The organism is Methylobacillus pratensis, assembly GCF_054072455.1.
Genome location: NZ_JBSUSR010000002.1, coordinates 348,343 through 361,490 on the forward strand (window position 1 = coordinate 348,343; position 13,148 = coordinate 361,490).

At 55.4% G+C, this 13,148-nt stretch carries 13 protein-coding genes; 5 read left to right on the forward strand and 8 right to left on the reverse strand.

All coding sequences use genetic code 11. From position 1 onward, the window contains the following. Positions 1–64: 64 nt before the first annotated feature. Together ACW4YW_RS06260 and ACW4YW_RS06265 are read right to left on the reverse strand one after the other, a co-directional pair. The gene (locus tag ACW4YW_RS06260) at positions 65–601 is read right to left on the reverse strand and encodes a YMGG-like glycine zipper-containing protein (RefSeq protein ID WP_457136786.1); all 537 of its coding nucleotides are present in this window, start codon (positions 599–601) and stop codon (positions 65–67) included. Positions 602–615: 14 nt separating this feature from the next. Next, entirely contained in the window at positions 616–969 is a 354-nt protein-coding gene (locus tag ACW4YW_RS06265) for a hypothetical protein (RefSeq protein WP_457136787.1), read from the reverse strand. A gap of 343 nt (positions 970–1,312) precedes the next feature. Here ACW4YW_RS06265 and ACW4YW_RS06270 point away from each other — a divergent pair, with 343 nt between their 5' ends. Both ACW4YW_RS06270 and gndA read left to right on the forward strand, forming a co-directional pair. Further along, positions 1,313–1,723: a MerC domain-containing protein gene (locus ACW4YW_RS06270; RefSeq protein ID WP_457136788.1), complete on the forward strand. Its 411-nt coding sequence runs from the start codon at positions 1,313–1,315 to the stop codon at positions 1,721–1,723. A gap of 175 nt (positions 1,724–1,898) precedes the next feature. Beyond that, complete coding sequence (gene gndA / locus ACW4YW_RS06275; protein ID WP_457136789.1) at positions 1,899–3,410, forward strand: NADP-dependent phosphogluconate dehydrogenase; 1,512 nt, start codon at positions 1,899–1,901, stop codon at positions 3,408–3,410. A 22-nt stretch (positions 3,411–3,432) separates the two neighbouring features. Here the strand turns inward: gndA and ACW4YW_RS06280 are convergent, their stop codons facing one another. Continuing rightward, positions 3,433–3,678, reverse strand: coding sequence for a hypothetical protein (locus tag ACW4YW_RS06280; RefSeq protein WP_457136790.1), 246 nt, complete (start codon positions 3,676–3,678; stop codon positions 3,433–3,435). Positions 3,679–4,122: 444 nt separating this feature from the next. On the opposite strand from ACW4YW_RS06280, the gene ACW4YW_RS06285 reads away from it, so the two are divergent. Next, complete coding sequence (locus tag ACW4YW_RS06285; protein ID WP_457136791.1) at positions 4,123–4,530, forward strand: PsiF family protein; 408 nt, start codon at positions 4,123–4,125, stop codon at positions 4,528–4,530. Between the two features lie 159 nt (positions 4,531–4,689). Next, positions 4,690–5,424, forward strand: a complete 735-nt coding sequence (locus tag ACW4YW_RS06290) for a dienelactone hydrolase family protein (RefSeq protein ID WP_457136792.1) — start codon at positions 4,690–4,692, stop codon at positions 5,422–5,424. A 94-nt stretch (positions 5,425–5,518) separates the two neighbouring features. Here the strand turns inward: ACW4YW_RS06290 and ACW4YW_RS06295 are convergent, their stop codons facing one another. Genes ACW4YW_RS06295 through ACW4YW_RS06315 form a run of 5 tightly spaced genes read right to left on the reverse strand, consistent with a single transcriptional unit; the run spans position 5,519 to position 11,719 of the window. Then, complete coding sequence (locus ACW4YW_RS06295; protein ID WP_457136793.1) at positions 5,519–6,082, reverse strand: hypothetical protein; 564 nt, start codon at positions 6,080–6,082, stop codon at positions 5,519–5,521. Further along, positions 6,079–7,755: a DEAD/DEAH box helicase family protein gene (locus ACW4YW_RS06300; protein ID WP_457136794.1), complete on the reverse strand. Its 1,677-nt coding sequence runs from the start codon at positions 7,753–7,755 to the stop codon at positions 6,079–6,081. Before ACW4YW_RS06300 ends, ACW4YW_RS06295 begins: the two co-directional genes overlap by 4 nt. A gap of 1 nt (position 7,756) precedes the next feature. Continuing rightward, positions 7,757–10,102, reverse strand: coding sequence for an ATP-binding protein (locus ACW4YW_RS06305; RefSeq protein WP_457136795.1), 2,346 nt, complete (start codon positions 10,100–10,102; stop codon positions 7,757–7,759). Positions 10,103–10,110: 8 nt separating this feature from the next. Then, positions 10,111–11,319 carry a DNA cytosine methyltransferase gene (locus ACW4YW_RS06310; protein WP_457136796.1) on the reverse strand — a complete coding sequence of 403 codons (1,209 nt, stop codon included), beginning with the start codon at positions 11,317–11,319 and terminating at the stop codon, positions 10,111–10,113. Next, entirely contained in the window at positions 11,312–11,719 is a 408-nt protein-coding gene (locus ACW4YW_RS06315; RefSeq protein ID WP_457136797.1) for a very short patch repair endonuclease, read from the reverse strand. The genes ACW4YW_RS06310 and ACW4YW_RS06315 overlap by 8 nt, the downstream gene beginning before the upstream one ends. A gap of 254 nt (positions 11,720–11,973) precedes the next feature. Here ACW4YW_RS06315 and ACW4YW_RS06320 point away from each other — a divergent pair, with 254 nt between their 5' ends. Beyond that, on the forward strand, positions 11,974–12,987 hold the full coding sequence (locus ACW4YW_RS06320) for a DUF2235 domain-containing protein (RefSeq protein WP_457136798.1): 1,014 nt from the start codon (positions 11,974–11,976) through the stop codon (positions 12,985–12,987). The last annotated feature ends 161 nt before the right edge of the window (positions 12,988–13,148 follow it).

A 13,148-nucleotide genomic window follows, 5' to 3' on the forward strand; every position in this document is an offset into this window, starting at 1 on the left:
TCCTGATCCTGCGTTCTCGAACGCTCTGTCTATCCCCGATACATGCAAACAACTTGAAAATATCTTATTCCCGGTAATCCGGCGGTACGCCGGCCGGCAACGGCTCGCCGCGATATCCCGGCGGCGGGGGCGGAGGCGGCACGCTGCGGCGCACAGGGGCCGCCTGCTCGCGGACCTGGGCCAGGCTGCCTGACACCGCCACCTTGTGCCCCTTGGCGTACATGCATTGCGTATAGGCATTGTCGTAACGCGCTTGGGAAGCCTGGTAGGAGTCCGCCGCCATGCCGGTACCGGCCATGGTGCCGACCAGCAAGCCGGAGCCCGCGCCGACGGCAGCCCCTTCATGCCCGCCGACCGCGGCGCCGAGCAAACCGCCCACCACCGTGCCCACTGCGGCACTCGTCACTGCGCTATCCTGGGCCGCGGTCTTGGCAGAGCCGCTTTGCTCCAGGCCGAACTGGCGGCAAATGCTGTCGTCATAGCGGAATTGGTCGAAACTCTTGGTGCTGCCCGGCAGGGCCATGCGGCTCGGACCGTCCGGCGGCAAGGTGGCGCAGGCGCTTAACAGCAGCAACGGAATCAATGCGGCAACGCGTTTCATGATGCTTCCTTCCATTACCGTGCCGGCTGCGGCGCAACCTTTTGCCAGCCCGCAGGGCATTCCTTCACGTAGGGGTAGTAGCCTTCCGGCTGCTTGCAGTAATACCAATACCCGCTATCCGCCGCCTCGGGCGCGGCGCTTTGCTGCGGAGCCTGCTCGATATAGACCGGCGGCGGCACGGGTGCCGGCGCCGGGGCGACGATCACGGGTGGGTAATAGGGATAAGTGGGCACGGCATAGTATGGGCGCGGATAATAGGGCCCCCAGCCGGGACCATAGAAGCCTGGGCCAAAATAAAACCCGATATTGGGGCCTCCGCCATGACGGTGCCCGCCCCGCCATGGGTCAGCCTGGGCACTGACGCTCATCAGCAAGCTGCCGGCCAGTGCCAGAAGTATCATCGACCGTTTAGAGATTGCCACCATACACCTCGATTCGTCCCTTGTTTGGAAAGTAAACGTAGGACTGGCAAGGCTGAGCCTAAGTTTGTAGGGCCAGTGTAAAGTTAGGTAATTCTGGGTAAACAATCCTCTGACAGCCATCGCAGCCAGCATGCCCTTTCTCAGTCGACTGACTGCCGGACACGGCAGGCAAATAGAATAACCACAGGCTGAGAAAAACTACCGTTTCTCCGTGTCATAAAATTGCAACACAGTTGCTCCATGCCACGCATTGGGCTAGAATCCATACTCGTTAATCTCTGCAACTGTGGTGCACATCATCCGCCTCACCGATCTAAAATTCCTCAACTGGGACAAATTCGGCAATTTCGTCTCGCTGCTGTGCCTGATCCACTGTACCGTGCTGCCCTTGATCGCCATGGTCTTGCCGCTTTCCGTGTTCCTTGATGAGGCTGTGCACGTCTGGCTGTTCATTGCCCTGCTGCCTGCGGCCATTTTCGGCGCATGGTCGGGTTTGCGCCATCACGGCGATGGCAAGCCCAGCCTGTTGCTGGCCGCCGGACTGGCCCTGGTGGGTGCCGCTGCATTCGTGCCCATGAACACCGCTGCCGAAATCGCCCTGACGATACCGGGCAGTTTGCTCCTGATCGCGGGCCATACCCTCAATCGCCGCCTCAAGCTCATTTCCCACCTCGCCGGCACAAGCCCGGCAAATCCATAAGAATCATTACAATTTCCAAAATTCCCGGAACTTTGGCTTTGTAGGTTTTTCCATAAAGGTCTATAGTCTGGCTTGGGAGCCGTTTTACAGAGTTGTATATTCACCGAGTTATATATGCTCGCGCGTTGGTTTGGCTCTCGTTTCTATCCACCCTAATTAACAAGAAGCAATCATCATGAGTACAAATACCGCAGATATTGGCCTCATTGGTTTGGCAGTCATGGGGCAGAACCTAGCACTCAACATCGCAGATCACGGCTACACGATCTCCGTCTATAACCGCGACCCGGAAAAAACGCGCAAATTCATCGCCCACAGCAAGGAAAATGAGCCTTCAGCCGGGAACCTCAAAGGCTTTGAAGACCTCGCCACCTTCGTATTGAGCATCAAGCGTCCCCGCAAGATTGTATTGCTGGTGAAAGCCGGCAGCGCAACCGACGTCACCATCAATGCATTGATCCCTTTCCTGGAGGAAGGCGACATCATCATCGATGGCGGCAATGCGCTCTGGACGGATACCATCCGCCGCGAGAAGGAACTCAAGGCCAAGGGACTCGAATTCATCGGCTCGGGCGTATCGGGCGGCGAGACCGGCGCGCGTTTCGGCCCGTCGCTCATGCCCAGCGGCACACGCAAGGCATGGTCGTCCCTGGAGCCGATCTGGCGCGACATCGCCGCCAAGGTGGACCCGCGCACCGGCAAGCCCATCGAGGGTGCCGAGCCGGGCAAGCCGTTGCAGGGCGGCTTCTCCTGCGCCGAGTACATCGGCCCCGACGGCGCGGGACATTACGTCAAGATGGTGCACAACGGCATCGAATACATCGACATGCAGCTGATCTGCGAAGCCTACTGGCTCATGAAGAACCTGCTCGGCATGCGCGCAGACGAAATCGGCAAGGTATTCGAGGAATGGAACAAGGGCGAGCTGTCGAGCTTCCTGATCGAGATCACCGGGGACATCCTGCAGCAGAAGGACCCTGCCGGCGACGGCTTCCTCGTGGACAAGATCATGGATGCCGCAGGGCAGAAGGGCACCGGGCAATGGACCGCCGCCAACGCGCTTGAACTGGGCTCCCCGGCCAATGCGATCGCCGCGGCCGTGTTCGCGCGCGCATTGTCGACAGTGAAGGATGAACGCGTCGAAGCCAGCGGCATCCTCAAGGGGCCTGCGATCAAGCTGGAATCCGACCGCGAGAAGCTGATCGAGGCGATCCGCAATGCATTGTATTGCTCCAAGATCTGCGCCTACGCCCAGGGCTTCCAATTGATGGACAAGGCCCAGGTCGCCTACAACTGGAAGCTCAACTTCGGCGAGATTGCGCAAATCTGGCGTGGCGGCTGCATCATCCGCGCCCGTTTCCTGCAGAAGATCACCGATGCCTATGCGCTGGATTCACGCCTGAAGAACCTGATGCTGGACCCTTACTTCACCGAGGCGCTCGATGAAGGACAGGAAAGCTGGCGGGAAGTGGTATCGCTTGCGGTGCGCAACGGCATCCCGGCCCAGGCGTTCTGCGCAGCGCTGTCCTACTACGACGGCTACCGCAGCGCATCGCTGCCGGCCAACCTGCTGCAAGCGCAACGCGACTACTTCGGCGCCCATACCTACGAACGCACGGACCAGCCACGCGGCGAGTTCTTCCACACCGACTGGCCTGAACCGGGACGTCCTCAGTTCAAGGTATAACTACGCTGAAAGGCGGGAAGTTTCAATTCCCGCCTTTCAACGCTGCGGCAATCGCCCGCAACTCCGTCTTGGGATCGGCATACTCCTCATATTCGTGCGGAGTCCGCCGGTACCAATAACGGCTGTTCCACTCATCGCCCTCGATCTTGTGCAGCACGGCATGGATCCAATGCGCAACCGCCTCGTTGGAATCCTGCGCAATTTCATGGGCAGCATCCCAATCGTCATTCAATGCCAGCTCCACGGCTTGTAGCAATGACTGCTGCATGACATCATCCTCCGTCAATCAACGACTGTATTTATGTGGATTTTGCAGGGCGGATGACATTTCCCGCAAGGGTTTAAAGCCTTGATCCCCGTGTTGCATGCTTTCCAACGCCGACCCGTATATGTGTTCGTCGTTGGCACGGCACCGGTTTCCGGATCACATCATTGTCATACTGGCGAAGGATGATGGCGAGGAATTTCACGAGTCAGGAATATCGCCATGCAACTCCTCAGCCAATCCCTGCTGCGCCTGGCCAACGCCTTGGCGCTGGGCGTCATTTACGTACAGCATACCTTGATGGACATTGTGGAAGAATTGTCTTAGTCAACAATTGTCATTTCCCTGTTGCAAGCAACTCCATGGGCGGAATTGGCAGTAAGATAGGCATTGCAATTCCCAACAAGCCAGGACTTGGCTCAACTACCCGACGAGGAGACCTTTGCAATGAAACCGCTCATCAGCGCCCTGTTGTTATCCATCCTCTGTATCAGCACCGCCCAGGCTAACCCGCAGCAGGACAAGATGAAATCCTGCAATGCCGATGCTTCCGCCAAGAGCCTGAGCGGTGACGCCCGCAAGGACTTCATGAAATCGTGCCTGTCGGCCACCGCCGATACGCCGGCCAACACCCAGCAGGAGCGCATGAAATCATGCAACGCCTCCGCTGGCGAAAAGAACCTCAAGGGCGACGAACGCAAGGCGTTCATGAAGAACTGCCTGTCCGGCACGCCTGAGCTAGCCGGCAATTCCCAGCAGCAGAAAATGAAGAACTGCAATACCGAGGCAGGCAAGAAAAACCTGAGCGGCGATGCCCGCAAGGACTTCATGAAAAGCTGCCTGTCCGCCAACTAACCCGCCATCCAGCCAGCCCCGGAGCCTGTTCAAGGCCGTTTCCCGGGGCTGGCCTGCCTGATTTGCCCCGCATCCGCTTGATATCCCTGCATGAATTGCGCCTGGCGCGATAGAATATAGGCAGTTTATTGATAATTTATTTGTGGGAGGAGCCACGTAATGCTGATTCAAAGCCATATCGTCGACCTGGAGACCCCAACCGGCACCATGCGCACCTTTGTGCATCGTCCTGCTGGCGAAGGCCGTTTCCCTGCGATCCTGTTCTACTCCGAGATATTCCAGCAGACCGGCCCGATCGAGCGTGCCGCACGCTTCCTGGCAGGCCACGGCTACGCTGTGCTGGTGCCGGAAGTCTTCCACGAACTCAACCCGATCGGCACCGTGCTCGCCTACGATGACGCAGGCCGCGACAAGGGCAATGCCGATAAGTCGGCCAAGGACGTGCAGGGCTACGACAGCGACAACCGCGCCTTGATCGAGTGGACCAAAACGCAGCCCTGGTTCAACGGCAACATCGGCGCCGCAGGCTTCTGTATCGGCGGCCACCTGGCGTTCCGCGCCGCTCTGCAACCTGAAGTCAAGGCCACCGCCTGTTTCTACGCGACCGACCTGCATACCCAGGTCATCCCCAACAAGCCGGGCCAGCACAGCATGGAACGCCTGGCCGACATCAAGGGCGAACTGCTCATGATCTGGGGCAAGCAGGACAACCACATCCCGACCGCAGGCCGCGTGCAGGTTTACCAACAATTGACGGATGCGGGCCTCAGCTTCACCTGGCACGAGTTCAACGGCCAGCACGCCTTCATGCGCGACGAGGGCGAACGCTACGACCCGCAGCTCGCCGCCACGGGCTACCAGCTGGCCTTGCAGCTGTTCAGCAATACACTGTAAGAAATCTTAAGAAACCGCAATAACTGCGGTTTCTTTAAAGCCTTCTATGACAATAAGCCAAATGGTTAGTATCCATTAAAACCACAAGCTAATTTTATTTCTTACCAAGCAAGCAATCCTCAATATTTTCTATCCAAATAATCTTTTCTAACCCTAACCGCTTTCCCGCTTCACAAATTAGTTCCCTTTTCTCAGTGTCTTTGGTTCCACCAGACTCAATCAATATAGCAGCATATGGAATACCCGCCTCAAAACAATATGCTCGTTCAAACACTGATATAACAATTGCTTTCCAATCTCTACTATATCCCCAGCAAATAATTTTTCCATCTGTTAGTAATCGACCATTAGGCTTGTCATAAATACTTTTTTCTACTATATCTTTACCAAATCCTGCCGCCAGAAAAACACTTCTCATACCATCCTTCAAACGAGTTCGCAAATATGGCTTCAGTAGAGAATCCTTGATATACACCCGCACTTTGCGGGAGTCCATAAAATGCGCCAGAACTCCTCCAATGTCCTTGTCCTTCGACCAGTTTTCATACCAGGTCGCGCGATCAATATCGGACAGTCCTGGCCAGCCCAATTCATCAGCCTTGTCCCATATTTTTTTCCGGATATTGTCCCGAACATCCTTGGCTACGGCCATGCTCATTGAACCGCTCCCGGAGAAGGTGGCAAGGGGAAGTTGAACTCAGGCAACTCCAATTTCGCATCCCCCTCCCGATTGAACAGATCGGCTTGATCAAGCAACCACTCGAACATGAAATGGCCGGCCCCATGATCTGAGAATTGGACAATGCGCTCGACGAGATCGAGGCGCTCGACATCACCCGATATGGACTTTTGGAGGTCGATAACCTCGGAGATTCGACGCAGGTCACTGACAAAGTCCAACACAACCACTTTGTCCTTGTTCGGCGCCAAGCGTAGCCCGCGGCCGAGTTGCTGTACGAATATGCGGCGGCTATGGGTAACTCGCATGAAAGCGAGCATATCCACATCGGGAACATCGACTCCTTCATTGAAGATGTCCACCGTCGTCACCGCGTTGATTGTTCCTCTACGCAACCCGGCCATTGTTTTCTCCCGATCACGAGGGTCCATCTCCCCGGTGATGTGGGCCGACCGGAAACCATAGAGCTTGAGCATGGCCGAGAAGGATCTCGCATGCTCGACACCCGCGCAAAACACGATCAGGCTGCGACGGGATTCCTTCTTGAAAGTATCCGCGATAACTCTCGCCGCCTCTTCGTCACGAGTCGGGATGAGAAGGCGAGTATTAAGTTCTTTAATTGAATACTCATTTCTTGATTGCTTCCTCACGAACTCCCAATCTATGTTGTCGGCAAGCAGACGATAGTCCGCTTCGCAAAGGAATCCTCTGCGCAACCCCTCGTCGATACCGATCTTGGCTACAGGCTGTCCAAGGATGGTGTCGATGTCGAAATGGTCGCCTCGCCACGGTGTGGCGGTGGCTCCACCAACCATTGGCGCTCCCAGTTCATCGATGACACGACGAAAACTCTCCGATCCGATGTGGTGGGCTTCGTCAATCCAAACCAATCCAAACTCGGGAAGATTACCGAGCCGCGGCAAAACGCTCTGAACCGTGGCGAACGTGATGCCGTCCCAGAAAGTAGGTTGCTCCCCACCAATCAGTAGATGAGTGGGGATGCTCTTGGGTAATTGCTGCCAGAACTCTCTTTGCAGTTGTTCGACCAGTTCACGTTTATCGGCCAGCACCAGCACTCGTCCCGAGTCAATGACCTCGTCCCGCAATAACTGGGCGGTGGTTTCAGCCATCACAACCGTTTTTCCCAAGCCCGTGGCGAGTACCAGTTGCCCTCGGCCGGTTTCTCGCAGAGCCGCACTCAACCGTTGAACGCAATCATCCTGGTAGTCGCGTAGATCTCGTCGCGCCCTGGGATACTCGGGACTGCGGCGCATCATCTCCAGTAACGTCGCCGGAGGAAGGGATTCAATCCGAATCCCCAATCGTGCCCACCGATCGATCGCCGCGTTCAAGGCGGGACCGAATGCTCGCGATGTGGCGATAGCGAGTCGATCAGCTTCGTAGAACTTTGACGCCTCAACAACTTCGTCAACGGCATGGGGGTCGGGATAGCTGTCGCTGGTGAATTTGCATTGAACGACCCAGAGACTGCCATTCTTGACTCCGAGTACATCAGCCCCACGATCCCCGGAACCGCCGACGATGCGAACATCCTCGAAAGCGTTCTGAACCAAGAGTCTTGCCACATCGCGCTCGAAGGCTCGCCATGAACCATTCAGCAGACGGCGGGAGTCGAGGAAATAGCCCTCCATGTCAGATGTTTCCGTCCTGCCCCAGTAGCCGCACGGAAAGCGTCGCTCGAATCAATTCGTCGCGATCACAGCGGTCAAGATCCCGCGGGCTTTGCGAAGCAAGCCAAACGGCATCCGCCAGATAGGCGTCATAGCGCTCCAGCACTCTCTCACGAGCTTCCTCGTTCACCTTGGCGTCACCATAGTCCAAAGAAGAGTGAGGCTGAGCCCAGAATTTTCCATCGAAGAAGAGTTCCGGATGGCGACGAACGAATTGTTTGATATCCGCAGCCTCGGCGTAAGAGAGGAATTCGCCGGCATCGATCACAGCCTGGGCGCTGGTCATTCCGGACGAGGCGATTTTCCGCCTGATCTTCTCCTGCGCCATTTGTGGCAACTCAGAGAACAACGCTCCGAATGAATCGACGCTACCGGATGCGCTGATCGATTGGGCGATGTCGCGGAGCGACCTATCCGCGAAGGAGATGATGCTCTTCGGATCGAGTTTCGCATCCTCGGCGTACTCACCTCTCAGGTCGGAAAGAATGGTGGAGAACACCGCAGAATTCGGGCTGGCCTCCTTTAGGAACTCGTAGGTCTTGAAAGCCAACTCGGATAGCACAGCATCCGTGGGGGTCATTGTGACCGAGCGGAAAACGGGATGGTCGGGATCGAAGAGAAAGAGGAAGGTTCTGGTGCCGGGGTCCTCTATCTTTAAGGTCCAAGGTGCCTTGGGAGGCAGGTCGGGATCGTTCGAGGCAACCATGAACGCCTCGACCGTAAACTCCACCTTGAGGAGAGGATGCTTATAAACTCGGGACAATTCGTGCAACTTCTGCCGCGGTGGTGGGGCAGGCACGTTCTGAGTTGGAGGCCCAGCCTCGGATGCCAGAGACGCCCCTTCACTTTCCAAAGGCGTTTCCCCATCATCGTCGAGAAACCCAGCCGGCACCTCCGGTGAGGCCGATCCCGGACCGGAAGCTGTTGGCGTCGCACCAACGATGCCACGATCCTCTTCCTCGACAAGTTCGTACCACTTCTCGTCGGTTTGGTACTCGGGATCTCCCTTGTGGAACAAGTCCGCCATTTCGATGGCGCGTTCGTTGTTCTTAACCGCCAGGATGCGTGACCAACGCCCAGTCTTGCCTTGCGGGCTGCTTCTACGAAACGCTTGGAACAATCGATACAGGGGGGCGGACTGAGGCTCGAACCCCAAGGCTTTCGCCTTCTGCGGTTGCAAGGGGCCTTCACCTCTGACCAAGGTCACCATCTCCGACCATGATGTGTCATCACGCTCGAAACGATCCTTGGTATAGCTTACGCGGCAGTGATCCAAGTGAATCTCGCCAATGAACCGGCCGCGGTTACGCTGGTCGTCGATCGGATATTCGCGCTCCGGTCGTTCGCCTCCGCTCCAGACGAATAGATCCTTGTTTTGCACCTCGATAACACGTCCATTTCGGATGATGTCGATGCCGAAATCTTCCTCATGCATGTATCGTTGCAACCCCACCCAACCATGCAATCGACGCTTAAGTTCAACCGTTTTGCACTCGGGGCTCGCGGTTGGACACCCCTGCGTGCCAGAGAAGGACAACATGCACGTGAGACAGTAGTGCCGCGACGGCAGCTCAACGTCAAATGTTTCCACCGCATGTACAGGTTTCCCATCACCGCCAAGCACCGAACGGTCCGGATTCCAGTGACAGGGACGTTTAGCCTGGATATTCTGATTATTGATTTGCAAGGAAAATGCCGCGTCCTTTGAAAGCAATAGCGGTGCATATACGCGCGCAAGCTGACGTCTGATCTTGTTGTGATTCGCGCTTTTCGAGAAATAAATTCGTTGATCGGTCTTGAGCCGGAGAATTTTGATCTCGGTCCCATGGACGGCGGAATCCGACTTCGGCCGGGTCAGTCGTGGGGTTTGGTAAGTTCGAGTCCGACGCAGCTCGTTGAGGTCGATACGAAGACCGGTCCACTCCTTGTCACCCGCCCGCGTGGTGTACACCTCGGTAACCATCCCCAAGCGAGCGGTCGCGATATTGAAACCCATGCCGAACAACCCAAGATTGTCCAACGGGTTATTGCCACTCCATCCTGCTCGGACGGCACGCTCCAACTGATCCAGAGTCATACCTGGACCATTATCTCGAATGGTCACGCTGGCATCTTCCTTGTCCTGGGTGGGCAGACTGATGACAACGGATGGAGACTCGACCTGGACCTCATCTCGACGTGCGTTGATGAAGGCATCGACACTGTTATCGATTAGTTCGGCGAGACACTTCCATTGATCAAGATTGATCTCCCCAAGGATTTGTAGAACTCGGGGATCAGGGGTTAAATCGAACTCAGTGGCAGTCATATCGCTCCTTATCTTCCATCAACCGTTGCACAGGTGGCGCGTCTCTCATTGGCTTCACATCGCATCAAGCTATTCGCCACTGAACTAGCCACAACCTCGGCCAGTTGCACCGGGACAGCATTGCCCAACTGGCGCATGGTCTGGCTCCAGGAGCCATGGAACTCGTACTCATCAGGGAATGTCTGCAACCGGGCCGCTTCACGCACAGTGAAGTAGCGAACGGTTCCATCGTCCTTGATGAACATGTTCTCTCCCCCTGGAACACCGTGGTATCCAGCCTTCAATGTCTTGGCGGGATCATCAAGAGCGCTCCCGGTATGACCCACATAGGTACGTGCTCCCGGTGTGAATACGTGATTCGCTATGCCATTGTTCGGATGGGTTTCGGGGTCCGGGAGATCGCGCAATGCATCACGGGTTGTGCGCCAACGAGATATTCCCAACAGGGATGGGTTATCACGCAGACGTTGCACTCTCCGGACATAGCGCGTTGGGATGTGGTTCATACGCCCCTTATCCAGTTCATGCTCATCCCAGTAAGTTCCCTCAATCCACTTGGAGACAAGCAAAGCATCTTCCGAATGCGTCTTTTGCGGGAATGACCATTCAGCCCCCAGATCAGATCGAAACCCGACAAAGAAAACGCGCTCTCGTTTTTGAGGTACTCCGAAGTCCGCTGCGTTCAGAACGTCAAACAGGACGTTATATGTTGGAGCTTTCTTGTTCGATGAGTGATGCCGTTCCAGTCGGGACCGATGCTGTACCCAATTTTCTCCTTTGCAACGAGAAAGCTCGGGGTACTGCAATTGAAGATGGATATACGAAAAATAGGAGGTGAAGCTCTCTCGCATCAATCCCTTTACGTTCTCGAATATGAAGGCTTTGGGCATGAGTTCGCGGACCGCTCTAACAGCTTCCGGAAACATATTCCTCTCGTCGCGCTGCGCTTGATGCTTTCCTCCCATGGAAAATGGCTGACATGGGGGGCCTCCGGAAACGACAGCGATATCTGATGCTAGAGATGAAAAATTGAACGTGCGCGCATCAACCTCATGAACCGGCCAACCTTCGACCGCATGGGCGTGGTGGCGCTGATTTTCCCGGAAGGTTTCACATGCGTCATGATCCCATTCAACCACTGCGGCGTGATGGAAGCCGGCATTCGCCATACCAATAGCGAGTCCGCCCGCCCCCGCGAAAAGTTCAACGCTACGCATCGAGGAATTCCTTGATCTTATTTTTTAGCTTGTCGGTATCGCCAAGCTCACATTCCCATATGGTCAAAACTCCCCACCCCATCTCTCGAAGTACGATTTCGGTTTTCAAATCACGTTGGCGATTAGCTTCTAATTTCGGCAACCAAAATTCTTTCCTCGATTTTGGTAGACGCGCCAAAGAGCAATTTTGATGGCGATGCCAAAAACATCCATTAACGAAAATTATCTTTTTACGTGATTTAAACACCAGATCCGGTTTGCCAGACAAATTCTTGACATGAAGTCGATAACGATAACCCATGGCATACACCATTCTACGAACTATCATCTCAGGCATGGTGTTCCGGGCGCGTACGCGCCTCATAATTTCCGAGCGACGGATAGGATTAATATTATCCATACCTCGTTCCCCCTTGAAAATTCTTATTATTTATTACTATTCCTCTAATGTTAAGTTGGATTAAATTTTAAAAATGATTATGCTTGGAATACAAATTTTTTAATGTACGGCTCTATATTTCCTTATTCAAGAATAGTGTCAGTCTATTGATATGACACTGCCCAGGTTACCCTGGAAAATTATTAAAATATCAGAAGAAATTATCTAACATAACAAAATAATTATAATTACAGCACCTTGTAAAGGTAGCAACCATGAAAAGGATCGCGATCTTTGCCGACGGCACCTGGAATTCGCCCGAGCAATCCCAACCCACCAACGTGCTGCACATGGCGCAGGCGGTCAGCCCGAGCACGGGCGGCACAGAGCAGGTGGCGTTCTACGACTGGGGCATAGGGTCGGACGGGAATAAGATCACCGCGGGCATCACCGGCGCCGGGATAGACAAGAACATCATGGATTGCTACCGCTTCATCGTGCACAACTACGATCCAGGCGACGAGCTGTATTTCTTCGGCTTCAGCCGCGGCGCCTACACCGTGCGCTCGCTGGCTGGCTTCATCCGCAACAGCGGCTTGCTCAGGCGGGAGCATGCGGGCCGCATCGGCGAAGCCTACAAGCTCTACCGCAAGCGCTCGCGCAACAGCGGCCCCAGCGCGCCGGAAGCGACCGCATTCCGCCAGGCCTACGCCGTGGCGGATATCACCTACATCGAATTCGTCGGCGTCTGGGATACGGTAGGAGCGCTGGGCATCCCCATCCCGTTCTGGGGCACGCTGGGCGAGCGCGAATTCCTGTTCCACGATACCGAGCCCAGCAAGATCATCCTGCATGCCCGCCATGCCGTGTCGATTGATGAAAACCGCAAGGATTTCGAGCCGACATTGTGGAGCGAGAAACCTGAGCTGGACTTGAAGCAAGTCTGGTTCGCAGGGGTACATTCCGATATCGGCGGCGGATACCCTCAGCCCGGTTTAAGCTATTGCGCGGCCCAGTGGATGATCGCGGAAGCGGAACAAAGCGGACTAATTTTTGAACCTCACCTCAAGAATGCCATCCAACCTGATGCACATGACCAGCAACACAATGAGCGCAAAGGTATCTACCTGGCCCGCGAAGAGCATGTCCGTACCATCTCTGGGCCAGTTCACAAGTCGGTCAAGCAACGCTGGGAAGCCAATACAGACAACTACCGTAGCAAGAGCAAGGCCCTTGCGCGGCTGCTCGATGGAGCGGGCGGCGACTGGAGCAAGATAGCCGTGGTCTGACTCAAAACGCTAACCGCTTGCCGCGCGTGAAAACGCCTTACGCTCAGGACAAGCGACTCACAAAACTCAGCCTGGCAGCCTAGCCAGCCGATCGTCAACGGCGGGAAGGCAATGCGACCGATCAGTTTTGTCAGCCGCTCTACATAATAAATAAAGGAGCA

Bases quoted from the DNA above. Each gene is read 5' to 3' on its own strand.
- ACW4YW_RS06265 (WP_457136787.1), bottom strand. From the start codon at position 969: ATGAGCGTCAGTGCCCAGGCTGACCCATGGCGGGGCGGGCACCGTCAT.
- ACW4YW_RS06315 (WP_457136797.1), bottom strand. From the start codon at position 11,719: ATGGATAATATTAATCCTATCCGTCGCTCGGAAATTATGAGGCGCGTA.
- ACW4YW_RS06280 (WP_457136790.1), bottom strand. From the start codon at position 3,678: ATGCAGCAGTCATTGCTACAAGCCGTGGAGCTGGCATTGAATGACGAT.
- ACW4YW_RS06290 (WP_457136792.1), top strand. From the start codon at position 4,690: ATGCTGATTCAAAGCCATATCGTCGACCTGGAGACCCCAACCGGCACC.
- ACW4YW_RS06310 (WP_457136796.1), bottom strand. From the start codon at position 11,319: ATGCGTAGCGTTGAACTTTTCGCGGGGGCGGGCGGACTCGCTATTGGT.
- ACW4YW_RS06305 (WP_457136795.1), bottom strand. From the start codon at position 10,102: ATGACTGCCACTGAGTTCGATTTAACCCCTGATCCCCGAGTTCTACAA.
- gndA (WP_457136789.1), top strand. From the start codon at position 1,899: ATGAGTACAAATACCGCAGATATTGGCCTCATTGGTTTGGCAGTCATG.
- ACW4YW_RS06260 (WP_457136786.1), bottom strand. From the start codon at position 601: ATGAAACGCGTTGCCGCATTGATTCCGTTGCTGCTGTTAAGCGCCTGC.
- ACW4YW_RS06295 (WP_457136793.1), bottom strand. From the start codon at position 6,082: ATGAGCATGGCCGTAGCCAAGGATGTTCGGGACAATATCCGGAAAAAA.
- ACW4YW_RS06285 (WP_457136791.1), top strand. From the start codon at position 4,123: ATGAAACCGCTCATCAGCGCCCTGTTGTTATCCATCCTCTGTATCAGC.
- ACW4YW_RS06320 (WP_457136798.1), top strand. From the start codon at position 11,974: ATGAAAAGGATCGCGATCTTTGCCGACGGCACCTGGAATTCGCCCGAG.
- ACW4YW_RS06300 (WP_457136794.1), bottom strand. From the start codon at position 7,755: ATGGAGGGCTATTTCCTCGACTCCCGCCGTCTGCTGAATGGTTCATGG.